Genomic DNA, 25,051 nt, shown 5'->3' with positions numbered 1-25,051 from the left:
GGTGCCAGAAGGGATTGGATCACTCAGCTGCGCACTATTTTTCCGTTCAGTGATCCAGTTGATCGCAAGTCGCGTATTCTTAAGCGAAACTGCTCGATGGAGTCCGCTCGTGCCATATGATCTTTGCCCAGACGCCCCGCAACGCATTGCCGTTATTGGCGGCGGCATCTCTGGGCTTGCGGCGGCTTGGGTGCTGTCTTCGTATCACCAAGTGACGCTCTACGAGGCCGATCCCCGATTCGGCGGCCATGCCCGCACGCTAATGGCGGGTAAAAACGGCGATCGGCCGGTGGACACCGGCTTCATCGTCTTCAACTATGTCAATTACCCCCATCTGACGGCGCTCTTTCGTGATTTGGACGTGCCGGTCAAGCGCAGCGATATGAGTTTCGGCGTATCCTTGGGCGATGGCGCTTTGGAATATGCGCTGCGATCGGGCAATGCGATGTTCGGCCAAAGACGCAATATCGGTAATCCGGCCTTCTGGGGCATGATCCGCGACATCCTTCGCTTTAATTCCAAAGCCTTTGCAGCCGTGGCTGGGCAGCCCGATATTAGCATAAAAGCCTTGCTGGACCACCTTGGCATAGGCCTTAGCTTCCGCGAGCATTACCTGTACCCAATCTGCAGCGCGATCTGGTCCACACCGCGCACAGGCATCGGTGATTTTCCTGCCGAGGCACTGATCCGCTTCATGCGCAACCATGGGCTAATGCAAGCGCGCGGTCGTCATGGCTGGTGGACGGTCGACGGGGGTAGCATGGAATATGTTCGCCGCCTGACCACCGCCTTGCGCCAACGCGGTGTGACCTTGCACGCGGGCGCGCCGGTGGCCGCCGTCACTCGCGGACCGATTGGGGTAAGCTTGCGCGCGCAACGCGGGGTCGAGGCGATCTATGATCAGATCATCTTTGCCTGCCATCCCGACCAAGCCTTGAGGGTCCTGACCGATCCGCGCCCCGACGAAAGCGTGGCCTTGAGATCCGTCCGCTTCCAAGATAACCGCGCGGTTCTACATGCCGATCCGGCGGTGATGCCCAAACGCCGGCGCTGCTGGAGCTCATGGGTCTATCGCGAAGGGCCAAGCCCCGTTGCGGCGGATAGGGCCGGCGTGGGCGTGACCTATTGGATGAACCGCCTGCAATCCATCGATGAAAGCGATCCTTTGTTCGTCAGCCTAAATCCGGCCGAAAATGTCGATCCAAGGCTTGTGTACGACGAACACGTTTTCCGCCACCCTGTCTTCGATCTGGCAGCCCTGCGAGCCCAACGAGAGATCTCCCAGATGCAGGGTCGAGACGGCACATGGTTCGCCGGAGCGTGGTTGCGCCATGGTTTCCATGAAGACGGCTTTGCCAGTTCCATGCGCATTAGCCGCGTTTTGGCGCCGAAACGCATGTTGGTGGACAGGGCCGCGTGATGAGCACCCGACTTGCCCGTCGTTTGGCTGCGGGTGAAGTTTTTCACATGCCCGCTTCCATTCGGCATACAAGGCTTGGCGCATTACGACACGCCTTCGACTATAGCGCGGATTATCTGTTGTTTTCTCCAGAACAGATGCGCCAATCCAAAGGCCTGCTTGCGCGAAACTGCTTTGGCCTCTTTTCGGTCAATGACCGCGACTATGGCGGCATGCGGGGCAGAGGTAACGGGGCTGCATGGGTCTGGGCACAGCTGGGGGTCGCAGGAATTACACGGTCCCGCACCATGACCTTGGGCCTGCTGACCCAGCCGCGCATGCTGGGACTGGGCTTTAACCCGGTCAGTTTTTGGCTGCTTTGGCAAGACGATGCGCTGATCGCCATGCTTGCGGAGGTCAATAATACCTATGGCCAACGCCATGGCTATCTGTGCCGCAACCCCGATCTCTCACCGATTACCTCTGCTAGCCTTTTGCGCGCGAATAAGGTTTTTCACGTCTCACCTTTCCAGGATGTGGCGGGCGCGTATCAGTTCCGCTTGGGGTTAAGCGAGGATCGCATAGATATCCTGATCCGCCATCAAGGCCCGAACAGCGGTCTAGTTGCACGTATGCAGGGCAGCCTTTCCCCCCTGCGCCAAAGCTCGCTGTTGGTCTCGGCGTTCAGTCGACCGGGCGGCGGCTTGCGCATCATCGGTCTTATCCTGTTCGAAGCCCTTCGCTTGAAATTACGTGGCGCGCGCTTTCGCCCCTTGCCTCCCGCGCCTAATGAGGACGTCAGCCTATGACTTTTGCTTTTTCTACCAGTGCACAATCGCGTTTCATGCGGGATCTTGAGAGGATCAAGGGCGGCAGGCTGACCCTACGCACCCCGGAAGGCCGAACGCACCATTTCGGTAACGAGGGCCCAGAGGTTGAGATGCATCTGCGCGATTGGCGATTGTTGCCCGCCCTTGCGGCTCGAGGCGATATCGCTCTGGGGGAGGGTTATGTCGCAGGCCTGTGGGATAGCGAGACGCTTGAGCCGCTATTGCAGCTTTTGATCCGCAACATCGATGCGCTGGAAGCCTATGGCAGCCAATCGCGTCTTGCGCGGCTGAAGCTGCGGCTGATTGACCGTGTATTGCGCAATAACTCGTTGAAAGGCGCAAGCCGCAATATCCGGGCCCATTACGATGTGGGGAATGAATTCTACCAGCTATGGCTGGATCAGGGCATGACCTATTCATCGGGTCTGTTCCACGCGGGCGATGATTTGGAAACCGCACAAGCGCGCAAGAATGCCCGTATTCTGTCAAAGCTGTCGGGCGACGAGCGCGTGTTGGAAATCGGATGCGGCTGGGGCGGATTTGCTGAAGCGGCATCCGAGGCGGGACATCATGTCACGGGGGTGACGCTGTCGCCCTCGCAAGCGGGTTACGCCGATGCGCGATTGGATGGACGCGCGGATATCCGCCTGCAAGATTATCGTCTGACCCGAGGCAAATTCGACAATATCGTTTCGGTCGAAATGATCGAAGCCGTCGGCGAGGCTAATTGGCAGGTCTATTTCAACGCGATCTCTGCACGGCTGAAGCAAGGCGGGCGGGTAGTCATCCAAGCAATCACTGTGCCAGACCAGCAGTTTTCGGTCTATCGTCAGCGGTCTGATTACATTCGTCAGCATATTTTCCCGGGCGGCATGCTGCCCTGCCACAGCGCGATGACCTATGCCGCGGGCAAAGCTGGTTTGGTTCTAAAGGATAATTTCTCTTTCGGTGCGGATTACGCCCGCACCTGCCAGATCTGGGCGGAACGGATGCAGGCAGAGCTGCCGCGCATCAAAAGGATAGGTTACGGAGACGACTTCCTGCGCGGTTGGAGCTTTTATCTGTTGGGCTGTGCAGCGGCATTCGCCACCAAGCGGACGGACGTTGTGCAGATGGAATTCACCCACAGGGCCTAAAGCATCGTTGATTGTTTAACCGCCACACCAGAAAGAGCGAGCTGTCCAGAAAGTAACGCTGGCCACCTCAATTCTAAGCCACAATTCCGTTAAACAAATGCGATTAGCGATTAGCGTTTTAGCATAATTTGACGCAATGGGTTGTAAACGAGGATAGACAGGAACTGTTATCAGGGGCCGTCATCGTTTGAGCTTTGAGCTCGTCTTTTCTTAACTTCCTAGCTTTGGCCCTGGCGCTTGCTGAAGATTTGTCCTGCAATGAGCAAAGTAGCGATACCCACCGAGCTTAGACCTGCGATGATGTAGTCCTGAGCTTGGATATTTGCGGCGATCACCCCGATCAGGGCCCAAATCACTCCGGCGCGATAGCTGATGATATAGGGTCTGTGCTGTGTGATTACAAAGGCAACAATCAGCACCACAAGGATTAGCAGGATTGCCGCCGCGCGCGGGGACATAACGCCATAACCACTGACTATGATGGAAATCGCAACCCCGGTGGCTGCAGTTAACCAGCCTGCGTAAAGTCCAACCGCCAGCCAATCTTGCCAAATGTTCCGCAGCCTCAGCATTGCGAGAACCGCGGTTGCTGCCATGGGAAGAATCATCGCGGTTGCCAGCAAGGGGGATCGCATTGCAGCTTCCACCCAGAAAACGCCCAGAGCAAGGCTTAGCCCCAAAGGCCAGAACAGCCCATTCCACCGATCGGATCCTTGAGCGAACAGGACTGACCCCGCGCTCGTCGCGATCAATAGCAGATAGATCAAACCCCAGATAGAAAACGCCCATCCTGCGGGTTGCGCTGGCCAGCGCTCTAGCTGGACCGGAAAGCTTTCGGCGGAAAAGCCGCCGAATCCGTTCGAGAAAATTGGTCCGAGTGCAAAGGCGATTGTAAGGCCCAGCAGAATGATCTTACGGATACTAAAGGTCATCTCTGCTTTCCTCCAATAGTGTGCGGAATTGCGACAGGGCCTGCAATGCGGCCTCGCGTCCGGTGCTAAGGTCTTTACTAGAGCCCGCACGCCACTTTTCGGCTGTTCCCCAGCTAAAGGGGATGCTTTGCGCCCAGAATCCGGCCTCTGGTGTCGCGGAGCCTTCGAACCCCGTCAGCCAGCGTTTGCAATAGATTGAGTGCGGATCGAATTGTTCTTGTTGGCGCATGGGATTGAATATGCGGAAATAGGGCGATGCATCGGGGCCGCAGCCCGCAACCCATTGCCAGTTCATTGCATTGGCCGCTGGATCCCAATCGGTCAGGCAATCCTCGAAATGTGCAAGACCTGCACGCCAATCGGTTAGCAGATGCTTGGTCAGCCAGCTTGCCACCACCATACGCACTCGGTTGTGCATACGCCCGGTCAGCCACATCTCCCGCAGACCCGCGTCGACCAAGGCAACGCCGGTCTGTGCCTTTTGCCAGCGCTGCAACGCGGCCCCATTTTTGCGCCAAGGAAACGCTTCCCATTCACGCCGCCAGCATAATTGCGGCAGATCAGGAGCCTCGATCAGAAGATGCCAGGCGAATTCGCGCCAGGCCACTTCAGACAGGAAATGAGTGATTCCAGCGGCCGATGCAGGATCCAACTCGACCTTCAGCGAGGCAATGGCCCAAAGGCTGCGAGGGCTGATTTCACCCAAAGCCAGATGTTCCGACAGATTGGAGGTCGCCTCCAGGTCCGGGCGATCACGACCTGCACTATAGGACCGCGCACGCTCAAAGAATGCGTCTAGCCTGTGATGGGCGGCGCTTTCGCCTGCGGGCAAGGCAAAATGTTCCAGTGCCGGCCGACCCCTCTGCAGATCGGGGGCAAGATCGAGGGTTGGAAGGTCTACGGGCTCCAACCCGATCTCGGGAAAAGCCGCGCTAAAGGCGGTTATATGCGCGGGAGCGTCGCCCACAGGGCGGTCGGGACCTTCGCGCCGCAAAGCCCGTGCGAAGGGCGAATAGACCTTATAGGTGGTGCCAGTATTTGTTCGGATGCGGCTTGGATGGATCAGAAGATGGCCCATGTGGCGTGAAAGCCGTGCGCCTATAGGATCAAGCGCTGCCTCAACCCTGTGCTGTAGCTGCCTCATGCCGGGGGTAGGCCAATCGGATTGATGCAGATTGTGGAGCCCAAGGCTCGACATGATGCGCGGCAAAATCACATCCGGCTCGCCGCGCAGCACAACAAGACCTTGCCCGCCAGTACGTTTGCGCAAAGCTGCGTCCAAGGCGCGCATTCCCCGTTCCAACCGCCATCGACTTGCGGCCCCTTGGGCGAGCGTCAATTGATCAATGAAAAAGATCGGCAGGAGCGGCCCGTCTGAAAGCGCAGCAAGCAGGGCCGAATTATCCTGCATCCGGAAGTCACGGCTCAACCACCACAACCCTGCGCGCGCCATTAAAGGGCCTTACCTGAATGGGGCAATTGGATATGCACCCCATCAGAGCGCCCGGTTGCAAAGAATGCTGCGCTGCCTTCGAGGTGAGACAGGCAGCAGTGTAATAATGCTTTGATGTAGCCCGGTCCTGCGACACGCGTGCGTTGGGCCAATATCCTTTCGTTCCACATCCGCAAGGTGCGCGCATGATACTTACCGAAAGCACGTACAGACCTCGAAAGCTTGGCCCTAAGATGCCATCTGAGCGCCATTATCGAAATGAGCCAGAAACTTCCGCAGCACATGAAAAATCGTTGCTGCGCATCGTGTGGAATGTCTGTCTGCATATTATTCCCAATGTCTTGCAAGAAATCATACGGCTGGAGAATGGCAGTGGATCAACGTTGCGAAGGAATTTTTGCGCTATTGTGATCTGGCCGCCGCCTTTTCCTACCAGCACTCATGTCCACTTTCGCCGTACAGGCTCAGCCAGTACCCTCTGTATCCCGCCGGCCTGCCTTGATCGGCATAGCCTTCAGGGCGCCTTTTACATGTCTGGTTTCCATCAGAACGAGTGGTAGTCCCGCATCTGACAATCCGCGATGCAGCCACTGCGACAAGGGGGCCAGCTTCAAGCGCGACGGCAGACACCTGCCTGCTTCGAAGGGTATTATGTCTTACAAATCCGCCTCTCATTACGGTCCGGGGTGGGTTGCACGAGGTGCAATAGGTTCGCAGGTGTCTCGGGATCACAGATGTCGTGCTGCACACGCTACCAATGATAACACGGGCATTGGCGGCAAGATCCATGGCGCCCCCTAATCCATGACGGCGCAGGACAAACCTTGACCGTCCGAAGTGCCCCATTAGGAACAATTCAGACAGAATCGGGTTGTCACATAGCAATTTCATGACGGGAGGAACTGATGAGCGACGATCATCGCGAAGAGTTTTGGGATAGGCTGGAGGACGTTCGTGCAGGTATGCTCGAGGTGGGCGGGGCCTTTCTACCAATGTCGCACAGCGTCGAACCGGAGGATGGCAATTTGTGGTTTATAACCGCAAAAGGGACACAGATGGCCGAGGCCGGCGCCAAGAATAGCGACGCGCGCTATATTGTAAGTGATAGTGCTCATGGCCTTCACGCCGAGGTGAAAGGGCGTCTCGAAATATCGAACGACCGCGCGAAGTTGGACCAAGTATGGTCTGCAATTGCTGCCTCCTGGTTTGAGGAGGGGAAGGACGATCCCGATTTGGTGCTTTTGCGATTTAAACCCTCCTTGGCAGAGGTTTGGCTTGGTCCCGAAAGCGGTCTGCATTTTCTGTATGAGCTGCTGAAGTCGAAAATGAGTAAATCAAAGCCTGATTATGGCGAAAAATTCTCGCTCCGCTTCGGTTAGTTGAAACACTGCGCGAAAAATGTGTTGGTGCGGGTTTCGTTCGAGACATGCCATTGCCTTGTCTAGGGAGTTTAGCGGCGGCCCCCGCCGCGTTTTCCGGTGCCAAGGAAGCTCAAACGATCGCGCGGCCGCAGAAATCTTCCCTTCAGGACGTTCTTTGTGGGATAACCTAACTCTCGGATCGTGGCGCGCAGCCGTTTGCCCAGCTTGATATAGAGGGCAATTGTCCCCATCCGGTCTTCGTAAGTATACACGAACCGTCTCCAAGATAGTCCAAGTTTTCGTCCGCACCCCCACCCAGACTGTTTTGGGGGAAGGGCCGGTCGACGCCTCGCTGTGATGATCCTTGGCGAGGCGCCGGGTGATCAAGAGCGTTTTGCGGGCCGCCCATTTGTCGGTCCCGCCGGGCGCTTGTTGCGCACCAGCCTCGAGAAGGTAGGGCTTGCGGCGGAAGAGATCTGGCTGAGCAATGTCGTAAAGTACTTCAAATTCGCTTCTCGAGGTAAGCGACGCCTGCACAAAAGCCCGAATGAAGGTGAGATCAAACCTTGCCGCTGGTGGCTCGACCTCGAGCGTCGCCTTCTATCGCCTCGCTTGAATGTCTCGCTTGGCACAAGTGCCGCGTCCTCCCTAACCGGCAACCGCGCCCCGCTTTCCCCTCGTCGCGGCAATGTGGAAACCGCGCTTGATTGTGGCCCGGTGCTGATAACGGGGCATCCGAGCATTATTCTGCGGCTAAGCTGGCCTGCCAAGCTAGAGGCTTTGGCGCAGTTCAAAGGTGACCTCAAACTGCAGCAGGCCTACTGCGCTCTCAAAATTTGCGTCTGCATGAGAGGCCCTAACCCGGGTTTCAGGTGGTTACGCGTTGCCGGTAAACGAAGCCTAATGTCGGAGTTGCTCGTTTACCTAGCCTGGCTGGGTCAAGCACCGTCTATTTGAGGGACCGGAACGCCCAAGGCAGTTGCAAGTTCGATTGCGTGATCCTGTTCCTGTACCAAAATTTCTCGAAGTGTTTCCGCCATTGCAAATTCGCCCAAAGCTTCGCATTGACGAACGCGCTGACGGTAATTTCGTATGGTTTCGACTTCGTTGTCGAGGTCGAATTTAAGAAGATCCTTTGTCTTCTCGGACATTTTCACAGGCTTGGGAACGACTGTGGGCACACCCCCGAGATAATCGATCTGCTTGGAAATGCTCAGCGCATGTTGGAGCTCTTCCTTGGCGTGTTTTTCAAGCTCTCGAGCAATCGTCATATATTCGGCACCCGTGATGACTTGCGAGTAAACCACGTAAGCAATGATTGCTTGATACTCTCGCGCAAGGTCCTCGTTCAGGAGGTCGATCAGTTGCTTGCGATCAATTTGATGGTCGTTCTGTATCGAGGGCGATTTTTCCATCTTAGAAACCTTTTATATCTCGGCTCGATAGCAAGCCGATCAACTCAGACTTGGACCTAACAGTCGTCCTTGGAAGTTGGTTCCGTGGCGATCCGAAAGGGAGCAGGCGCGCGCTCCTAATGGCAACCTGCGCAGGATAATTCCGAATGGTTAGGGCCGAAAGTATCGCTACCCTGCCGCAGCTTTATGTTCAGGATATCTGAGCACGTGGCTCGAAATTTTCTGCCTTCCCCTGAAGTGGTAAGATTAAGATACGCAAGACATCACCGCGCTCATAGCTAGACTGACAGTGCCTCTGTGATGGTGGATAACCGCTGTCTCAAAGGAAAAGTAGAGGCGCCACCGAACGAGGCTGCGACCCGAGCACATTGATCACCCAAAGCGAGAGTTGCTTGATGCGGGAGCCGGCCACGGGTTGAAAGACTACCCATAATCTCATGTTATCTCATGGCCGAGACCTTGGAACCACGGTCCTTTGATCACGTTGCCCCAATGGAAGCTTTCTGAGACGCACCTATCCCATTCTTCCCGGACGCGCCGCTTCCATTGTCTTCGGGATGCAGTGAAGGAGTCATTATGAACAGCATCATTTATCTCGTCGGCCTTGTCGTTATCATCCTATTCATCCTTGGCATGGTGGGGTTGCGCTAATGTCGGACACCATTCCCGGAGGAAAACCTCCCGTCAGCGATCGGGGTTATGTTGATCTTGGCGCTGTCATCGCAGGTACCGTGGTCGCCGTTGGCGCGTCGATTGTATTCAGCGCATTCGGTGCGGCTATCGGGCTCGGCTCGGTTTCGTTTGACGAGAATGGCGGGATCAGCATATTCGGGCTCATCCTGACGGCGCTGTTTGCGGTCATCTCGATGGTCCTTGTCTACATGCTTGGCGGCTATATCGCCGGTCGGCTTCGCAGGCGTGTCGATGGCGCGACCCCCGACGAGATCAAGGTCCGCGACGGGCTGCATGGTCTCGTCGTCTGGGGCCTCGGCACGATCTTGAGCGCGCTGGTTTTGACCAGTGCCGTCACCGGCACGGTGAAAACCGTCGGCAGCGTTGCGGGCACCACGCTGGAGGCGGCGGGCTCTGCGGTGGGCGGAGTGGCGCAGGGCGCGGGGCAATTGGCCGGTGGCGTTGTCTCGGGGGCGGGACAGTTGGTTGGCGGGGTCGCGCAAGGTGCGGGCCAAGCCGTGGCACCCTCGATCGAGCAGTCGATGCCCAAAGGCCTCAGCGCCAATCCAATGGATTACATCTCGGACAGCCTGCTGCGTCCGGCTGAAAACGTGCCCGGCCCGATGACCGGCCAGCCCGGCAATGCCAAAGAGGAAGTCGGCCAGATCCTCATGAACCTGATCCGCACCGGCGAGATCAGCGATGAAGACAAAGCCTATCTTCGCCAAGTAGTTGCGGCCCAAACCGGCCTGAGCTCGTCGGAGGTTGATGCCCGCGTCGATCAGGCCCAACAGCGCGCACAAGCGATCCGTGATGCGGCCCAGGAAAAGGTCGATGAAGCAAAGGCCCAGATCGAACAGATGAAAGCCGATGCACAAAAAGCTGCAGAGCAGGCCAGAGCGAAAGCCGAGAAAGCCGCCGAAGAGGCGCGTGTCGCCGGCATTCTGACCGCCTTCCTGTTTGCCGCTGCCGCTTTGGTCGCTGCCGCTGCGTCCTATATTGGTGCCATGCGGGGCGGCGAGCATCGTGATGATGGTCGCGTTTGGGGCGGCTTGACGCACCGTCGCCGCTGAAACCGACCTTTCGTTGACAAAATGCATAAGCCCGGGCGTTTGACGCTCGGGCTTCTTCATTCAGGGCAGCGGCACTTCGAAAACGGTTTTCCCGCACAAAAGCGCGCGCCCCTTCCTCGTCCAGCCCCGAAAGGAGGGATCATTGAGCGAGAGTCCGCCGGCACTCGTGCTGTGTTGCTCAATCCCCGAACTTGCGCCCCGACTCATGTCGCGCCCAAAGCTCATTTAGCGCATACTCGATCAAGCCCGAGTTGGTCATATCTAGACGCGCCCGCAGGATCGCCACGCGCTCAACACCGCCTTTCTGCATTGCAATTGCGATCACCTGCATTATTGCCTCCGTACTATTGTGCGCACTTGCACATTGGTTTTTTTGCCGGTGTGCGCCCAGTCCCTTATGGGCGCCCTCGCTTTTCGTACCATTTACGGCAAAATCCAAGGAAGGCCATCTCGGGATTTCGTGGCGCTTCGGTTGCCCAGACGCGCCATTCGCTTTCGATATAGCGCACGTCCCAGCCGGGAGCAGCTTCGCGTGCCATGTCGTACACGTCGCTGTCGAGCTGCGGAATACTCACTGTGTCGGTAACGGCATCAGGGCAAATTGTTCCGCGGCTGCGCACCGTAAGGATATCAGTTTCGTTGTCGAACCGGATCTCATAGTCCGGCATATGGCCGTGTTTCTGATCCTCGTTCGTGATCGCTGTCACTAGCCGTCGAAACTCCCTTAGTGAAGATCCAGAACCGCATTTCTTCTGTAGCGTTTCCAACCCAATGCGCCATTCTCTTTGGCGCCCGCAGTGTTTGCGCGCCAGCTCATATATGCGGCGCTCCAACGGCTTGCGCAGGCGAAAGTAATCTCGACTGAGGGTTAAAACCTCTTGCGCCCTGATCGCGTTAAAAACCCAGTCCGAAAGCTTGATCTCAACTTCCTGCATGCGCCCTTCGCGCGTCTCCCGCACAATCCGCGCCCGCTCAATCAGGCCGAAGGTTTCAAATACCTCTTCACCGCCGGTTGTGATGTTCGTGGAGATCCTCGTTCCCGCCAACCGCTCCATTGCTGCCTTAAGCAGATCATAGCCACGACCTGTCAGCATGCGATTGGTGGCTTTAAGCAGATCAGACGCTTGAAAACGAACCACTTGTTGCGGTGCTTTTCCGTCATTCATACCTCTGATGATCTGGCTGATGCAGAAGATCAGTATATCCCGGTCGTGAACGGTCGCGAGCCCGTCGGATGACGGTTTAACCTCGACCGAAACCCCATTGTGCTCATAGAGGCGAGCACGAGTGTCCGGCTTCGTCGAAAGCGAGAAAATCGGATGCTCCATCGAACCGATATCACCCTTTGGGGCTGCGTCGAAGATATCGCACACAAAGAAATCCCCTTGAGGGTGGCGATCTGGCAAAAGGGGATAATCGTTCATCTGCACAGCTTTCGACACTTCACACACGGGCAGCTTACACGACATTTCACACACGGGAACCCTCGAATCGACACTTCACACACGGGCAGCGAGAAACGACACTTTACACACGCCGAATCACCACTTTACACACGCTAAAACGACACTTCACACACGGGTCACCAAAGCAAGTCGTTGTACTAAATGAGAAATACAGTCATTTCGGAACCCGTAACACTATATTTAACACCTATTTAACACTCTGATCCTGTGGATAAGTCTGTTTCGAGGCACAAATGGTCCAGGACAGAGCCTCAGAACATCAGTCCGATGGCGATGCCAAGGAGCAGGCCGAGCACTCCGACTCCTGCTGCGAAACCGCAATGCCTGACCTTCGCCCATTCGGCACTCTCGGCGTCCTTGCGCAGACGGTTCAGCGCGGCTTCTTCCTGAGACAACAGCCGCTGCATCTTTCCGTCGATCTCCTTGGGATGGGCCCGCAAGTTCTCCTCGAGCTCCTCCAGCTTCGCGACGATCGGGCTGAGAGTATAAACGATGGTCTTTTCGATCAGGCCTTCGCCCGGATTTTCAAAGGATGCGGGTTGCAAGTATGAAGCCGAAGCATTCCGCCCGGATCTATCCAGCTGCAGCAGCTCGTCGATCTGGTGGCCTTAGCTGTCGATCCTGTCCGATAAACGGCCCCATATTCTATGTGCAACAGCAGTTCAAAGGGCCTGAGACGCAAACGATCAGGACGAAAGTCCGATTGATGCTATTTTGTCTGGCACTAGAATCGTTTGGTTATCTGTATTCCTGTGGCACTTCACTCGAACGGCGTATGCAAACGTTTACCGTAGTCTTAGGTCCTCTTGAGCTGGAGGGAGTTGGGTGACCGACCTTCTTATCCCTGCCGATGAACTGCCGGTTTGGGTGCGGGGAGAAACGCTTGTGGAAAGTAAGGGACTTAGTTGGGCGGGCGTTTCGCAGCGCAGGTTTCTCTATAAAGGTCAGGACGTGCTGATCCCGCCGATGGATGATTTCATGATCGTTCAATATCGGCAGGAACTTACGCCGATGGACCGCGAGTTTGACGGGCACTGGACGCGAACCCAATGCGGTCCCGGCGATTTCTCGCTTCTGTCACGCGCCATGTCATCGGCACTACCAAACTCGCATTCGGGGAGTGGCCGACCGTCTTCGGGGATGCGAAGATGACTACCGCATTGCTCGACCGTCTCATTCCCACTGCGACATCGTTGAGATCGGCAACGACAGCTGGCACATTAAAACCCGAGCCTGAACGCCCTCGAAACGCAGGCCCGCGTCGGCTGCGCCAACTGGAAAGCTACGCCGCCACGGGCCTGCTCACACGTTCTCCAGAGGGGTCGCTTTTGGGCGCCGAGCGGGGGGCACCATTCAACGCCGATTGACAGGCAGCGAGCTGCGAAAGACCATCGGGACCTCCGACGTTGGAATATTTCCGGGAACATTCCGCTGATGCGCAGGTTGCTCCCAGCCTGAAGCTGGCCGACCCGCCGGCTGTTGTCATAAGGAGAGACACTATGGCTGAGAAGCTTCTCGACAACCTGTTCCACGATACGCTGAAGGACATCTATTATGCCGAGCGCCAGATCCTGAAAGCTCTGCCTAAGATGGCACGCGGCGCGCAGTCGGAGCGGTTACGCTCCGCCTTTGAGGATCACCGCGAGCAGACCGAAACCCATGTCGAACGGCTTCAGAAAGTGTTCGAGATCATCGGCAAACCAGCGCGCGGCAAGACCTGCCCGGCCATCGACGGCATCATCGAGGAGGGCGAGGAGGTTATGGCGGCCTTCAAAGGCGCACCAGCATTGGATGCTGGGCTGATTGCCGCTGCGCAAGCCGTCGAACATTATGAAATGGCCCGTTACGGCACTCTGCGGCAATGGGCAAAGCAGCTTGGGCTGAAGGACGCGGCGGCGCTTTTGGAACAGACGCTTAAGGAGGAATCCTCAACCGATGAACTGCTGACCGATCTTGCCGAGAGCGAGGCGAACATTGAGGCAGCAGGCTGACAAGGCCAAGTGCCCTGCCCAAAGAGGGCAGGGCACTTGGCCTTGGTGTCATCATGCTCGTCGCGAGTCAGAAGGCTGGCTCCAACGCCTGGCGTAACAACGCGCGGGCGCGATTCACCCGGCTCTTGACGGTGCCGATATCGCAGCCGAGGATCCGCGCAGTATCGAGATAGCTTTCGCCCAAAGCACCCACCAAGATAATCGCCTCGCGGTAATGAACGGGCATCTCGCGCAACGCAGTTGCCATCTCCCGGGCCTGCATATGCCACTCCTGGCCCGGTTTGACCTGCGGCAGCAATGACGCGCAATCGGCGGCTCCGGTGCGCTCTCGCGCAGCCTTGTGGCAATTCGTAAAGAAACGGTTGCGCATGATGGTCAGGAGCCAGGCCCGCATATTCGTTCCTGGCTGATAGCGATGAGCGTTTTCAATGGCGCGTAATAAGGTTTCTTGGACCAGATCATCCGCATCTGTAACAGACCTACATAGCGCACGCGCATAAGCTCGAAGTGCTGGAATGTACCCGAGTATGTCGTCCGACATTACCGTCCTACTCCCCCATGTACCGATGAGGATCCAATGTGGAGCCGGGAGGGATGGTTCCCTGTGAAATTGCGTGTCGGCGGAAAACTGCACGGCTGTCGGCTGTCAGTGCTTAAGGAGCAGGGCGATTTCGACGCTGTCGTGCGTCCTCGAGCGCTGTTTCCAAACGCTTCGCGAGCTCGCGCAGACGTGGCGATATAGGCTCTTGTTCCGTCTGCGCCAGCAGTTCGGCCAAGACCTTGTCGATTTCAGGATCGACGATGGGGCCGCGTTCACTGTTGGCCATCGGTAACTCCTTTCACTGAGCACGACATATTTTAACTCTCGCAGCCAAGTTGGCGAGCCCTGCCGACATGAATATTTGTTCAGTGTTGCATGTCTTACGCTCACATTTAGACGATATCCTTATTTCACAACGCTTTACTTCAATCTGCCAAGCTAAACACGGCGTCACGGCAGAGCATCAGAAGAAGATTACCTCCTATCTACAACCTTTCTGGGAACAATCCATGCCGTCACTGGTTCATCGGCCCCACAGCATGGAGGCGAACTCATGGCGAGGAACACCGAAGCATCGGGAGACAAGACCAAAGCGCAGGATCCGCCGAACGACCCTCTGCAGCAGGAGTCTGGAACGGCCACGACCGGAGAGGATGAAGCAAAGCCGCAAGGCGACGGGTTTGCGGATTTGCGCGAACAGAACAAGGCTCTGAGAGCCCTTCTCGGGGAATGCGCAAAGGTCAGTGATGCCGAGGCGGCCGAAAGCCTACATTCACGGTTGGCGGAGGCTTGGGCCCAGCATGTCGATGGACATCGACTGCTTTACGACGCGGCCGTGGAGTCGGGGTTGCAGGAATTCCCGCTGCTGACAGAAACCGCCATTGACACCGATCTCGTGTCCTTCCTGCTCGGGCGGGACGATCTTGATTTGGACGGAGCGCTTGATCTGGCGGTGCTTCGGGTGGCGGCCCGACTGATCGAAGAAATAATCGAACGCGAAGAGAAGCCGCGAAGCGGCCTTTTCGCCAAGGCCACGGCGGCCGGGGTTGATCCCGCCGCTTTGGGCAGGCGCATTCGTGCCTGCATGACAGCGCTGCCCGGACGGGGCGGCGATAGAAGGCCGCAATTGCGGTACCTCATGGCAAATCAGGAGGAAATCATGCCGAGGAACTCGAACATGCCTGAACGTGACGAGCGCGGACGCTTTATGAGCGATGACGACGACAGGAGTCGGAGCGGTCGCGGATCGGGTCGATATGACGACGACCGTGAGCGGGACAGCCGGGGTCGATATACCAGTAGCCGTGACGATGATCGGGGGGGACGTTCGCGTTATGACGATGACCGCGACCGTGACAGCCGTGGTCGGTTCACCAGCGATGACGATCGCTCTTCGTCCCGAGGCCGCTCCTCGCGCCGGGATGACGATGAAGATCGGCGTTATTCCGCGTCGCGGAGGGACGACGATGATCGCCGCAGCTATTCATCGCGCGACCGGGATGACAACTATTCGCGCGACCGCGGTCAGAGCGGGTGGTTCGGAGACTCACGGGGTCATGCTGAAGCGGCGCGCATGGGGTGGGAGCATCGTCGCGACGATGATGACGATGACCGGTATTCCTCGCGCGGACGTTCTTCACGTCGAGATGATGACGATGATCGTCGTTATTCTTCGTCACGCCGCTATGACGATGATCGCCGTAGCTCTTCGTCGCGCAGCCGTGACGATGACTATTCGCGCGACCGCGGGCAAGGCGGATGGTTTGGTGACTCCGAAGGCCATGCCGAAGCTGCTCGCCGCGGCTGGGACAACCGCCGCGATGAGGATGATGATGACCGCCGCTATTCTTCGCGGGGGCGTCGCTAACTTGCACAAGGGGGCCATGACTGGCCCCCTTTCGCATAACTTAGTATGAAGAGATCATAAGCGCCGCCCAAGGCAAACCGCCTGCCGCCAAAGGCGTCATTGCTGAGGTCGGCTGAGCCGTAACCAGAGTTAAACACCATGTGAATCTGACGCTGTCTTATTGAGACGGCGTTTCCGTAGGAGTTAGCGCGGGCGGTGGCAGGTCCTCGACAGGCCCAGTCACCTCACCCGGCATGATCGGATCGTTGGTCTCATTGCTAAGCCACCAGACGAACCCCAAGCCCACTAAGATCAGGATCACAATGATCGTGACAATCGGAACCAGATGGTGACGCTTTTGCTTTTCAATATTCGTTCTCGGAGCGGACATGGTTATGACTTCTTCTGCTCTGGCAAATTTTCGTGCGGCGTGGAGGCTAGGTCCTCCAGCTCTTTCTCGGTCATCGAGTCGTACATCTGCCGCGATGGGCCACGCAGCTCGCCTTTTGGCGTCTCGCCACGCTTGGCGGCCAGAGCAGCACCTGCGGCTTCCTGCTGGGCTTTCGACTTGGCGGGCATGTTCTTCTCCTTACGTTCGGACCGTCGCGATTTCATCGCGCGCCGCGGTAACAGGGAGGATCTTTAACCGCGAACTGCGCTGAATGTTCCAGCCGCGACGCCCCTATCGGTCGCAAGGCCTTACTCAATGACCGCGCAGGCCAAGCGGTCGCCGGCGGCTCCCGACGGCTGGCTGGAATAGTCATCGGCTTTGGCGTGGACCATCAAGGCGCGGGATTTGATCCCGTTCCCTCCCTGGGACAGGGTCACCGAAGGGCTGACAACCTCGAACCGCGCAAAGCCGGTGGCATCGACGCGCTGATTGGGCATGTCACCCTCATGGGGGCCGGTTTCGGAAAGATAGCCATGCTCGACCCCGGAGGGATTGAAATGCCCGCCCGCCGAGTCATGTTTGGCCGCGGGATCGCATGTGCCGGTTTCGTGGATATGGAACGCGACCCAGCTTTCGGGCGGAAGCTCTCCGATCTCGGCTTTGATCAGCACACCCGCTGCGGTGTGCGACAGGCTCGCGCTGCCGATCTCGGCGCCGTCGGTGTTCACGAATTTGGCCGTGACGTCCTGAGCCAAGACTGCGACTGGGAAAAGCGTGATGGCGAAAATCATTGAAAACTGCTTCATTTTAACCTCTTTGATACGTGGGGCATAAGTCCGGGACCCAACCGCGATGGGCGCGGTTTGTTCCTGAACGCGGGGATCTGCTGCCTGCAATCGCCGGTGGCGGCCGCTCAGGAACCTTTGGCGCTGTTCCCGGTTAGACTGCCATGGCACCCCGATATTACTGGAAAGGCTATCTGAAACTATCGCTCGTCACCTGTCCGGTGGCGCTTATCCCCGCCACGACCGAAGCCGAAAAGTTACGTCTCCATACGCTGAACGCCCGGACCGGAAACCGCGTGCAAAGCCGCTATGTCGACAGTGTCACCGGCAAGACAGTGCGCGAAAAGGACGAGGCGCGGGGCTATCCCCGCGGTGAGGATGATCATGTGCTGATCGAGGATGACGAGATTGATGCGCTGGCGCTTGAAAGCACACGGACCATTGATATCGAGCTTTTCGTGCCCGCCGACAGCATCGGCTGGATCTGGTATGACAAACCCCATTACCTGACCCCCACCGACAAGGTGGGCAAAGAGGCATTTTCGGTGATTCGCGAGGCGATGGCGACCTCGGGCACGGTCGGCATCTCGCGGCTGGTGATGTATCGGCGCGAATATGCGGTGATGCTGCAGCCGGCGGGAATGGGGATCATCCTCTGGACCCTGCGCTTTGGCGACGAACTGCGCGACACCCCACCAGTGCCAGACGACAAGCCCAGCCCTGCAGCGCTTCGGCTGGTGACGCGGCTGATCAAGGAGCGCACCAGTCAATGGGACCCAAAGATGGTCGCGGACCCGGTTCAGGCGCGGCTGCTGGAAATCATCGCCAACAAGAAAAAGGGCCGGAAATCGCCTGACAGAAAGAAGGCCGCCGAGCCTGCAAACAACGTCATCGACATCATGGATGCGCTCAGAAAATCGCTCGCAACCGAGAAGAAGGGCGGAAAGTAAGTGGGCGCGCGGCCTTGCGAAACCCCTCCCACGGCTCTGGCAGATCCGAGCGGACGGTATAGCTGGTAGGCCCGATCCGCGACAGCACTTCCCATTCCACCGGGGTCGAGACCGCCGCGCCGGGCCGGGCGCGGGTCGAATAGGCGGCCACGGCGGTCGCACCCCTCTGGTTGCGCAGATAGTCGATCAGCACCTTGCCCTTTCGTTTGGATTTGGTGATCGTCGCGACATAAAGATCGGGCGCATCGCTGGCCATCGCCATGGCCATAGCCTTGGTGAAGGCCTTGACCTCGGGCCATTTGGCATGGGGTTTCAGCGGCGAAACCACATGAAGCCCCTTGCCGCCCGAAGTCTTCACGAAAGCAGCCAGCCCCGCGTCCGTCAGCCGCTGCCGCAGCTCGGTCGCGGCCACAACGATCTGGTCCCAGCTTGCGCCCTCACCGGGATCGAGGTCCATGATGATCATGTCGGGACGCTCTAGATCCTCGAGCGTCGCACCCCAGGGGTGAATTTCCAGCGCAGCCGATTGCACCAGAGCAATGAGACCGTCGAGACCCGAGATCGCGATCTGGGCCTCGCCCTTGTCATTTGGCTGGTCGATGCAAGCGTTCATGCCCTTCCATGGGTGCTTCTGAAAAAACCGGGGTCCATCGACGCCATCGGGACAGCGCAGCAGGGCCAGTGGGCGGTTGACGATAAAGGGTGCGATCCCAGGCCAAACCCGGCTGTAGTAAGTCGCAAGCTCTTCCTTGGTCACCCCCTCATCGGGCCAATAGATGCGCTCGGGATGCGTCAGCTTGATCCTGGCCTTGGGCGTATCTTCGCGGGTGACTTCGGTGGCGGGCTTGTCCTCGCGCAGCCCGCGAAACGCGGCGTGACGCAGATGGCCATCGGCCGTCCAGGCGTTGAAATCGACCTCGGCCACCAGTTCCGGGGTGACATAGACGACCTCTCGGGCAAGCTTTTCCCCAAAGGGGCTGGTCTTCCGGCGCAGCGGCTGGAGGCGTTTGTAGAGATCGGCCGCAGCCTTGCGGGTAAAGCCCGTGCCAACCCGGCCGACATGGCGCAACTCGGCCGCGTCATGGACGCCCAGCACGAGCGAGCCGATGGCCTCTGCCTGCGCCTGCGAGGGGACATAGCCGCCGATGACGAATTCCTGCCGCGCTGAGCATTTCGACTTCACCCAGGCCCGCCCGCGACCCGAGCGATAGGGCGCATCAGCCAACTTCGACACGATCCCTTCAAGGCTCATCCGACAGGCATGGCGCAACACCATCTCTCCGGTCTCGGCGAAATGGGCGCTATAGCGGATGGCGCTGGTCCGCAGGATGCGCTCGAGCGAGGCTTTGCGCGCGATCAGCGGCTCGTCCCGCAGGTCGTGGCCGTCGAGGTACATGAGATCGAAGGCATAGAAGAGAAAGCGGTCAGCTCGACCTGCCGCAAGATCCGCCTGCAAGGCCGAGAAATCCGAGGCTCCGGCATCGCCTTCAACGACCAGTTCACCGTCGATGATCGCCGATTTCAGCGCCAGATCAGCGAATTTTCCCGCTATATCACCGAATTTCGCGGTCCAGTCATGGCCGCTGCGGGTCAGTAGCGTCGCCCTCCCCTTGTGGAAATGCGCCTGCAGGCGATAGCCATCGAACTTGATCTCATGCACCCATTTTTCACCCGAGGGCGGCTTGGATTGCAGCCGCGCCAGCATCGGCTGAATGAACCTGGGCATCTCGGCCTTTTTGCCCTGTGCGAGGGGGCCGTCCTTCGACGACCAGCCGGGTGGTTCGTCCTCAACCTCGGCCAGACCGCGCCCGGATGAGACGGAATCCGGCTCCTCCATCAGGATATCGCCCTTTTTTCGCGCATATTCGTCATCGGCCTTGATCAGCAGCCAGTTTTCGCGTTTTTCCCGGGTCTGCATCCGCACAAGATGCCAGCGCCCCTTGAGCTTCTGCCCCGAGAGTTCGAATTCAAGATGGCCCTTGGCATAGCCCCTCGCCGGATCGCCGATCGGTGTCCAGGTGCCGCGATCCCACAGGATGACCGTGCCCGCCCCATATTCGCCCTTGGGAATGGTGCCCTCGAACTTGCCATATTCAAGCGGATGGTCCTCGACATGCACGGCGAGCCGCTTGTCGTCAGGGTCCAGGCTTGGGCCGCGCGTCACCGCCCAGCTTTTCAGGACGCCTTCCATCTCGAGCCGGAAGTCATAATGCAGCCGCCTGGCGTCATGTTTCTGGATGACGAAGCTGTTGCCCTTTTTGCGCGCAACGCGGCCCTTAGGCTCGCTGGTGGCAGTAAAATCGCGCATCTTTCTGTAGGATTGAAGCGCCATTTCAGCCCGCCTTGCGCTTGCTCTTGGCTTTCTGTCTTGCGCTGGCACGCAGCGCATCGATCAGGCTGATGACCTTGGGCTTTTCCGCCGTACGGCGCGGCAGTTTCCGGCCTTCCTGCTTGGCCTTGACCAGTTCGATCACAGCCGCTTCATAGCGATCCTCGAAGGTCGAGGGATCGAACTTGCCCATCTTTGTCCGAATGATGTGCTGGGCAAGATCCAGCAACTCTGGCTCGATCCTGGTTTTGCGAATGCTGCTGAAAACCTCGTCAGCCGCGCGGACCTCATAGTCGTAATTGAGCGTCGTCGCGATCATTCCCGCACCGTAAGGCCGGATGAGAAGATTGCGCATCCGCCGAAACAGCACGGTTTGCGCCAGCGCGGCAACCTTCTGCTTGACCAGGCCCTGCCGGATCAGCCCGAAAGCCTCGGCGGCCGAGCGGTCGGCGGGGGCCAGATAATAGGGGCGGTCGAAATAGACCGGATTGACCTCATTGCAGCGGATGAAATCCGTGATCCCCAGCGTCTTGTCGCTGTCCGGTACGGCCGAGGCGATCTCCTCATCGGAGAGCATGACATAATCGCCACCCGAGACTTCATAGCCTTTTACCTGATCGTCACGGTCGACCAGTTTGCCGGTCTGGCCGTCGACGAACTCACGCCTGACGCGATGGCCGGTGGCGCGGTTGATGGTATGAAAGGCAATGCGGTCTGAGGTCGAGGTCGCGCTATAAAGCGCGACCTGACAGCTGAGATCCGCAATCCTCAGCACGCCTTTCCAATTTGCGCGCGGGGCCATAGGCCGGCTCCTTTCTCCGTTCATGGTGCGGGTCGCAAACCCTCCTCGCGGTCCCAGGCGCGGTCGGCCAGTTTGGCGACGACGCCCTTTGCGTCCTTGTGGTCCAAGGTGAACGCGTCCTGGCCGCCATTGGCCTTGTCGAGAATCTTGCGGCCCCCCGGGCAGAGGCCCAGAGCCTTCAGATGGCTCCAGGCCAAGGCTGCAAATTCAAGCGCTGTGGGGTCATTGATCAGCGCGTCGTAGCCTTCTTTGCCCGTGGTGATGACCACCGCGTCGAAGATCAGTGAGGGCGTCCCGGCAAGCTGGCCGTCCGCTGGCAGAACCGAACAGTCCGACAGCCTGGCGCCGCCGACCTTCTGGCTGACGATCATGCAACTTGCCCCAGCCGTCCTTGCCTCGTCCTGCAGCGCCTTCACGACAGCGGCATCTGCGCCGTCGCCCACCAGAATTCCCAGCTTGCGGCCCTTGGGTGCCGGCGACGCCTGCTTCAGGATCGCCAGCGCCGGCGAAGGTGGCAGGTCCACCGCTTTCCTTGCGGCAGGGGCCGCGGCGGGCAGCTTGTCGATGCCCAGACCGTTTGCCACCCGCTTCGCCACCTCGTCGTCGATGTTGCGCAGCTGCGCGAGGACGGCTTCACGGATGGCTTTGATGCTGACCTTCGACAGCTCGAACACCAGCGCTCCTATGACATGATTGAGCTCTGGCTTTGACAGCGAACGCAGAAACATGCGCGGTTGGCTATAGTGATCGGCAAAAGTCTCCGAACGCAGCCGAACCTTCTGGGTCGCATCATTGCCCAAGGCATCCGTGTCGGTGGTGCTTTGAAAGCCGCCCTTCGCATCGGCCCGAGGTCCGCCGATTTCTCCAGCCTTGGCAAGCGAGTTCGGCTCGTAATTGGCGCGGCCTTTCGGGACCTGCGTTTGCATCATACCGTCGCGCTGGAAGTTGTGCATGGGGCAGCGCGGAGCATTGATCGGGATCTGATGGAAGTTCGTGGTCCCCAGCCTGGATTTTTGCGTATCGAGATAGGAAAACAGCCGCCCCTGCAGCAGAGGATCTGCCGAAAAATCCATACCGGGCAGGATGTTCGACGGCAGAAAGGCGACTTGATCGTTTTCGGCAAAATGGTTGTCGGGGTTGCGGTTCAAGGTCATCGTCCCGATCAGCTGGACCGGCACTTCTTCCTCGGGGATCAACTTGGTCGCATCGAGGATGTCATAAGGCTGTCTGGCCGCCCAATCGGGGTCGATAACCTGAATGCCCAGATCCCATTCGGGATAGCTTCCCGCATCGATCGCCTCATAGAGGTCGCGGCGGTGGAAATCGTTATCGGCACCCTGAAGTTTCGCGGATTCGTCCCAGATCAGCGACTGGATGCCCAAACGCGGCTTCCAGTGATAGCGGACGAACGACCCTTTACCCTCGGAGTTGATCAGGCGGAAGGTGTGGATGCCAAAGCCTTCCATGAAACGCAGGCTGCGCGGAATGCCACGATCGGACATGGCCCACATCACATTGTGAAGCGTTTCCGGCATCAGCGAAACAAAATCCCAGAAGGTGTCATGGGCTGAAGCGGCCTGCGGATAGCCGCGGTCAGCTTCCATTTTCACCGAATGGACGAGATCGGGAAACTTCATCGCATCCTGGATGAAGAAGATCGGCGTGTTGTTGCCAACGAGATCCCAATTGCCTTCTTCGGTATAGAACTTCACCGCAAAGCCGCGAATGTCGCGTGGGGTATCGACCGAGCCAGCACCGCCCGCCACGGTCGAGAAGCGGACGAATACGTCGCAGCTGTTGCCCTTTTTCTGAAACAGCGCGGCGCGGGTCAGTTCGGGAATTGCCTTGCTGACCGTGAATGTGCCGTGCGCGACCGAGCCGCGCGCATGGACAATCCGCTCTGGAATCCGCTCATGGTCGAAGTGAAAGATCTTCTCGCGCAGCACGAGATCTTCAAGCAGCGTCGGTCCGCGCGTTCCGGCCCGGAGGCTGTTCTGGTTGTCCGAAATCGGAACGCCGTGGTTCGTCGTCAGACGCGCGGCCTTGTCATCCGTCACCTGCTGAATCTCGCCACCGTTGCCGGTGTCTTGCGTAAACGGCGCGCTGATCGGATCGCTGTTGGTGCCGTCTTGACTGGGCACAGAAGCAAGGTTCATGTCCGCAGGGGTATTCGATTTCGCCATGGCTTCCTCTCCTTCCACTCCTTCGGGGTGCTGAACGCATGCAGGACCGCCGAGGTGTCAGCGGTACCGGGTTCGTTGCTGCGGCTCAACGCGGGCGCAGCCGATTTCGTTCACTTGCGGGTTGCAAACTGCAGATGACTTGCCCGCAAGCGACCTGCCATTCGAGGAACTTTCCGCGTCTATCCCGTGTTCATCGAGGACGAAACGGACGACGAATCTGCCGTCATGTCACTGCGGAGCCTGCTTGTGGAAGGGTATTGTGCGTGGCCGATTTTGATGCAGAGACCCGGAAGGATGACTTGCGTGTCGGCACGCCGCTTTGGGTCAAAACGCGGCACTCGACATTGGCGGCGAAAAGGACACTCGACAGAAAACACGCCGATGTCGTTGTGGTTGGCGCCGGGATCAGCGGGGCATTGGTGGCCGAAGCCCTGACGCGCCAAGGCCGCAATGTGCTGATCCTTGACCGTCGCCCGCCGGTGCGCGGATCAACCGCCGCCTCGACCGCAATGATTCAGCATGAAATAGACGTGCCCCTCACCCGGCTGCAAAAGCAGATCGGCAGTCGCGCGGCCAATGTGGCATGGCGACGGTCTGTAAAGGCCGTTTACGATCTGGTGGATCTGACCCGAAGGCTTGGCATCGAATGCTCAATGGAAAGCAAGCCCGCAATCTACATCGCGGGCAATCTGCTGGGCGCTCGCGCGCTGAAATCCGAGGCAGATGCCCGTAACGCCATAGGCATCGAGGCGCAGTACCTGGGAACGTCCGAACTGCTAAAGCGCTACGGAATGCAGCGATCCGGCGCGATCCTGTCGCCCGCCTCCGCGTCGGCCAATCCCGCTCAGCTTGCGACCGGCCTTCTGGAGGCTTCCCTGAAGCGCAAGGCACAACTCATCAGCCCGGTTGAGATCACGGATATGGCAGAGCTTGCGGGTGGCGTGGCCCTGGCAACCTCTGACGGTCAGGTCATCACCTCGGATCACGCGGTTTTCTGCACCGGATATGAATACCTGCACCAGATGAACACCCCTGCCCATCATGTGACGTCGACCTGGGCGTTGGCCTCTCGTCCGATGTCCGGCCTTCCAGAATGGATAAAGGCCACGATCGGCTGGGAGGCGGCGGACCCTTACCTTTATTTCCGAACAGACGCAGCCGGACGGATCATCGTCGGTGGCGAAGATGAGGATGCAGGGAACGCGAACAGCGATCCGGCCAAACTGGCAAGCAAGACCAAGCGGATCGCCGACAAGTTCGAGGATCTCACCGGCATCCGCATCGGCAGGCCTGCCTATGGATGGGCGGCACCTTTCAGTGTGACGCGAGATGGCCTGCCCATCATCGACAATGTTCCGGGCTTTGGCCGGATTTTCACGCTGATGGGCTTTGGCGGCAACGGCATCACGTTCTCGATGATCGGCGCGCAGATCATTGCCGCCCGCATCGCGGGCGATACCGACCCAGATCAATCTGTCTTCCGTTTTCGCTAGAAA

At 58.5% G+C, this 25,051-nt stretch carries 25 protein-coding genes and 1 pseudogene; 12 read left to right on the top strand and 14 right to left on the bottom strand.

Features of this window, described 5'->3' with window-relative positions; genetic code table 11:
* The first annotated feature begins 109 nt into the window (after positions 1-109).
* The 3 genes from RTS12_RS05535 to RTS12_RS05525 are packed head-to-tail and all read left to right on the top strand — an operon-like array spanning position 110 to position 3,365.
* Positions 110-1,420, top strand: coding sequence for an FAD-dependent oxidoreductase (locus tag RTS12_RS05535; protein ID WP_312526283.1), 1,311 nt, complete (start codon positions 110-112; stop codon positions 1,418-1,420).
* A complete protein-coding gene (locus RTS12_RS05530) occupies positions 1,420-2,208 on the top strand; it encodes a DUF1365 domain-containing protein (RefSeq protein ID WP_312526281.1) in 789 nt (262 codons plus the stop codon). The genes RTS12_RS05535 and RTS12_RS05530 overlap by 1 nt, the downstream gene beginning before the upstream one ends.
* On the top strand, positions 2,205-3,365 hold the full coding sequence (locus tag RTS12_RS05525; protein WP_312526279.1) for a cyclopropane-fatty-acyl-phospholipid synthase family protein: 1,161 nt from the start codon (positions 2,205-2,207) through the stop codon (positions 3,363-3,365). Before RTS12_RS05530 ends, RTS12_RS05525 begins: the two co-directional genes overlap by 4 nt.
* A 218-nt stretch (positions 3,366-3,583) precedes the next feature.
* Here the strand turns inward: RTS12_RS05525 and RTS12_RS05520 are convergent, their stop codons facing one another.
* Both RTS12_RS05520 and RTS12_RS05515 read right to left on the bottom strand, forming a co-directional pair.
* Positions 3,584-4,297, bottom strand: a complete 714-nt coding sequence (locus RTS12_RS05520) for a tryptophan-rich sensory protein (RefSeq protein WP_312526278.1) — start codon at positions 4,295-4,297, stop codon at positions 3,584-3,586.
* A complete protein-coding gene (locus RTS12_RS05515; RefSeq protein WP_312526276.1) occupies positions 4,287-5,750 on the bottom strand; it encodes a deoxyribodipyrimidine photo-lyase in 1,464 nt (487 codons plus the stop codon). Before RTS12_RS05515 ends, RTS12_RS05520 begins: the two co-directional genes overlap by 11 nt.
* A gap of 905 nt (positions 5,751-6,655) precedes the next feature.
* On the opposite strand from RTS12_RS05515, the gene RTS12_RS05505 reads away from it, so the two are divergent.
* Together RTS12_RS05505 and RTS12_RS05500 are read left to right on the top strand one after the other, a co-directional pair.
* Positions 6,656-7,129, top strand: coding sequence for a pyridoxamine 5'-phosphate oxidase family protein (locus tag RTS12_RS05505; protein ID WP_312526274.1), 474 nt, complete (start codon positions 6,656-6,658; stop codon positions 7,127-7,129).
* 339 nt (positions 7,130-7,468) lie between these two features.
* The gene (locus RTS12_RS05500) at positions 7,469-8,068 is read left to right on the top strand and encodes a uracil-DNA glycosylase family protein (protein ID WP_312526272.1); all 600 of its coding nucleotides are present in this window, start codon (positions 7,469-7,471) and stop codon (positions 8,066-8,068) included.
* Here the strand turns inward: RTS12_RS05500 and RTS12_RS05495 are convergent.
* A complete protein-coding gene (locus RTS12_RS05495) occupies positions 8,050-8,526 on the bottom strand; it encodes a ferritin-like domain-containing protein (RefSeq protein ID WP_312526270.1) in 477 nt (158 codons plus the stop codon). The two genes, RTS12_RS05500 and RTS12_RS05495, sit on opposite strands and share 19 nt — an antisense overlap.
* Before the next feature lie 650 nt (positions 8,527-9,176).
* On the opposite strand from RTS12_RS05495, the gene RTS12_RS05490 reads away from it, so the two are divergent.
* Entirely contained in the window at positions 9,177-10,271 is a 1,095-nt protein-coding gene (locus RTS12_RS05490) for a hypothetical protein (protein ID WP_312526268.1), read from the top strand.
* 178 nt (positions 10,272-10,449) lie between these two features.
* Here the strand turns inward: RTS12_RS05490 and RTS12_RS05485 are convergent, their stop codons facing one another.
* From RTS12_RS05485 to RTS12_RS05475, 3 genes are all read right to left on the bottom strand, one after another.
* Entirely contained in the window at positions 10,450-10,602 is a 153-nt protein-coding gene (locus RTS12_RS05485; RefSeq protein WP_312526266.1) for a hypothetical protein, read from the bottom strand.
* Between the two features lie 64 nt (positions 10,603-10,666).
* Positions 10,667-11,695, bottom strand: a complete 1,029-nt coding sequence (locus tag RTS12_RS05480) for a replication initiator protein A (RefSeq protein ID WP_312526265.1) — start codon at positions 11,693-11,695, stop codon at positions 10,667-10,669.
* A 293-nt stretch (positions 11,696-11,988) separates the two neighbouring features.
* Positions 11,989-12,282: a hypothetical protein gene (locus RTS12_RS05475; RefSeq protein WP_312526264.1), complete on the bottom strand. Its 294-nt coding sequence runs from the start codon at positions 12,280-12,282 to the stop codon at positions 11,989-11,991.
* A 280-nt stretch (positions 12,283-12,562) separates the two neighbouring features.
* Here RTS12_RS05475 and RTS12_RS05470 point away from each other — a divergent pair, with 280 nt between their 5' ends.
* From RTS12_RS05470 to RTS12_RS05460, 3 genes and pseudogenes are all read left to right on the top strand, one after another.
* Complete coding sequence (locus tag RTS12_RS05470; protein ID WP_312526305.1) at positions 12,563-12,889, top strand: hypothetical protein; 327 nt, start codon at positions 12,563-12,565, stop codon at positions 12,887-12,889.
* Positions 12,835-12,974 (top strand): annotated as a pseudogene (locus tag RTS12_RS05465) (ATP-binding protein); the annotation flags it as partial. The gene RTS12_RS05470 and the pseudogene RTS12_RS05465, both read left to right, overlap by 55 nt.
* Before the next feature lie 262 nt (positions 12,975-13,236).
* Complete coding sequence (locus tag RTS12_RS05460) at positions 13,237-13,728, top strand: ferritin-like domain-containing protein (protein ID WP_312526300.1); 492 nt, start codon at positions 13,237-13,239, stop codon at positions 13,726-13,728.
* Positions 13,729-13,795: 67 nt separating this feature from the next.
* Here the strand turns inward: RTS12_RS05460 and RTS12_RS05455 are convergent, their stop codons facing one another.
* The gene (locus RTS12_RS05455) at positions 13,796-14,269 is read right to left on the bottom strand and encodes a sigma-70 family RNA polymerase sigma factor (protein WP_312526262.1); all 474 of its coding nucleotides are present in this window, start codon (positions 14,267-14,269) and stop codon (positions 13,796-13,798) included.
* A gap of 112 nt (positions 14,270-14,381) precedes the next feature.
* The gene (locus RTS12_RS05450) at positions 14,382-14,555 is read right to left on the bottom strand and encodes a hypothetical protein (protein ID WP_312526261.1); all 174 of its coding nucleotides are present in this window, start codon (positions 14,553-14,555) and stop codon (positions 14,382-14,384) included.
* Positions 14,556-14,822: 267 nt separating this feature from the next.
* Here RTS12_RS05450 and RTS12_RS05445 point away from each other — a divergent pair, with 267 nt between their 5' ends.
* Complete coding sequence (locus RTS12_RS05445) at positions 14,823-16,136, top strand: hypothetical protein (RefSeq protein WP_312526259.1); 1,314 nt, start codon at positions 14,823-14,825, stop codon at positions 16,134-16,136.
* Positions 16,137-16,293: 157 nt separating this feature from the next.
* Here RTS12_RS05445 and RTS12_RS05440 read toward each other — a convergent pair whose 3' ends face one another.
* From RTS12_RS05440 to RTS12_RS05430, 3 genes are all read right to left on the bottom strand, one after another.
* Positions 16,294-16,506 carry a hypothetical protein gene (locus RTS12_RS05440; RefSeq protein ID WP_312526257.1) on the bottom strand — a complete coding sequence of 71 codons (213 nt, stop codon included), beginning with the start codon at positions 16,504-16,506 and terminating at the stop codon, positions 16,294-16,296.
* Between the two features lie 2 nt (positions 16,507-16,508).
* Positions 16,509-16,694, bottom strand: a complete 186-nt coding sequence (locus tag RTS12_RS05435; RefSeq protein WP_312526255.1) for a DUF3008 family protein — start codon at positions 16,692-16,694, stop codon at positions 16,509-16,511.
* A 120-nt stretch (positions 16,695-16,814) separates the two neighbouring features.
* On the bottom strand, positions 16,815-17,312 hold the full coding sequence (locus RTS12_RS05430; RefSeq protein ID WP_312526253.1) for a superoxide dismutase family protein: 498 nt from the start codon (positions 17,310-17,312) through the stop codon (positions 16,815-16,817).
* A gap of 143 nt (positions 17,313-17,455) precedes the next feature.
* Here RTS12_RS05430 and RTS12_RS05425 point away from each other — a divergent pair, with 143 nt between their 5' ends.
* The gene (locus tag RTS12_RS05425) at positions 17,456-18,241 is read left to right on the top strand and encodes a Ku protein (RefSeq protein ID WP_312526251.1); all 786 of its coding nucleotides are present in this window, start codon (positions 17,456-17,458) and stop codon (positions 18,239-18,241) included.
* Here RTS12_RS05425 and ligD read toward each other — a convergent pair.
* The 3 genes from ligD to RTS12_RS05410 are packed head-to-tail and all read right to left on the bottom strand — an operon-like array spanning position 18,201 to position 23,555.
* On the bottom strand, positions 18,201-20,573 hold the full coding sequence (gene ligD / locus RTS12_RS05420; RefSeq protein ID WP_312526249.1) for a DNA ligase D: 2,373 nt from the start codon (positions 20,571-20,573) through the stop codon (positions 18,201-18,203). The two genes, RTS12_RS05425 and ligD, sit on opposite strands and share 41 nt — an antisense overlap.
* Before the next feature lies 1 nt (position 20,574).
* Positions 20,575-21,372, bottom strand: coding sequence for a Ku protein (locus RTS12_RS05415; protein ID WP_312526247.1), 798 nt, complete (start codon positions 21,370-21,372; stop codon positions 20,575-20,577).
* A 20-nt stretch (positions 21,373-21,392) separates the two neighbouring features.
* Positions 21,393-23,555: a catalase gene (locus RTS12_RS05410; RefSeq protein WP_312526244.1), complete on the bottom strand. Its 2,163-nt coding sequence runs from the start codon at positions 23,553-23,555 to the stop codon at positions 21,393-21,395.
* Positions 23,556-23,818: 263 nt separating this feature from the next.
* Here RTS12_RS05410 and RTS12_RS05405 point away from each other — a divergent pair, with 263 nt between their 5' ends.
* Positions 23,819-25,048, top strand: coding sequence for an FAD-binding oxidoreductase (locus RTS12_RS05405; RefSeq protein ID WP_312526242.1), 1,230 nt, complete (start codon positions 23,819-23,821; stop codon positions 25,046-25,048).
* Positions 25,049-25,051 lie beyond the last annotated feature (3 nt).

The sequence above is a fragment of the Paracoccus sp. (in: a-proteobacteria) genome, from assembly GCF_032007265.1.
Classification (GTDB): domain Bacteria; phylum Pseudomonadota; class Alphaproteobacteria; order Rhodobacterales; family Rhodobacteraceae; genus Paracoccus.
The sequence above is the reverse complement of the archived record's forward strand: the minus strand, read 5'-3'. Positions and strand labels throughout refer to the sequence as shown.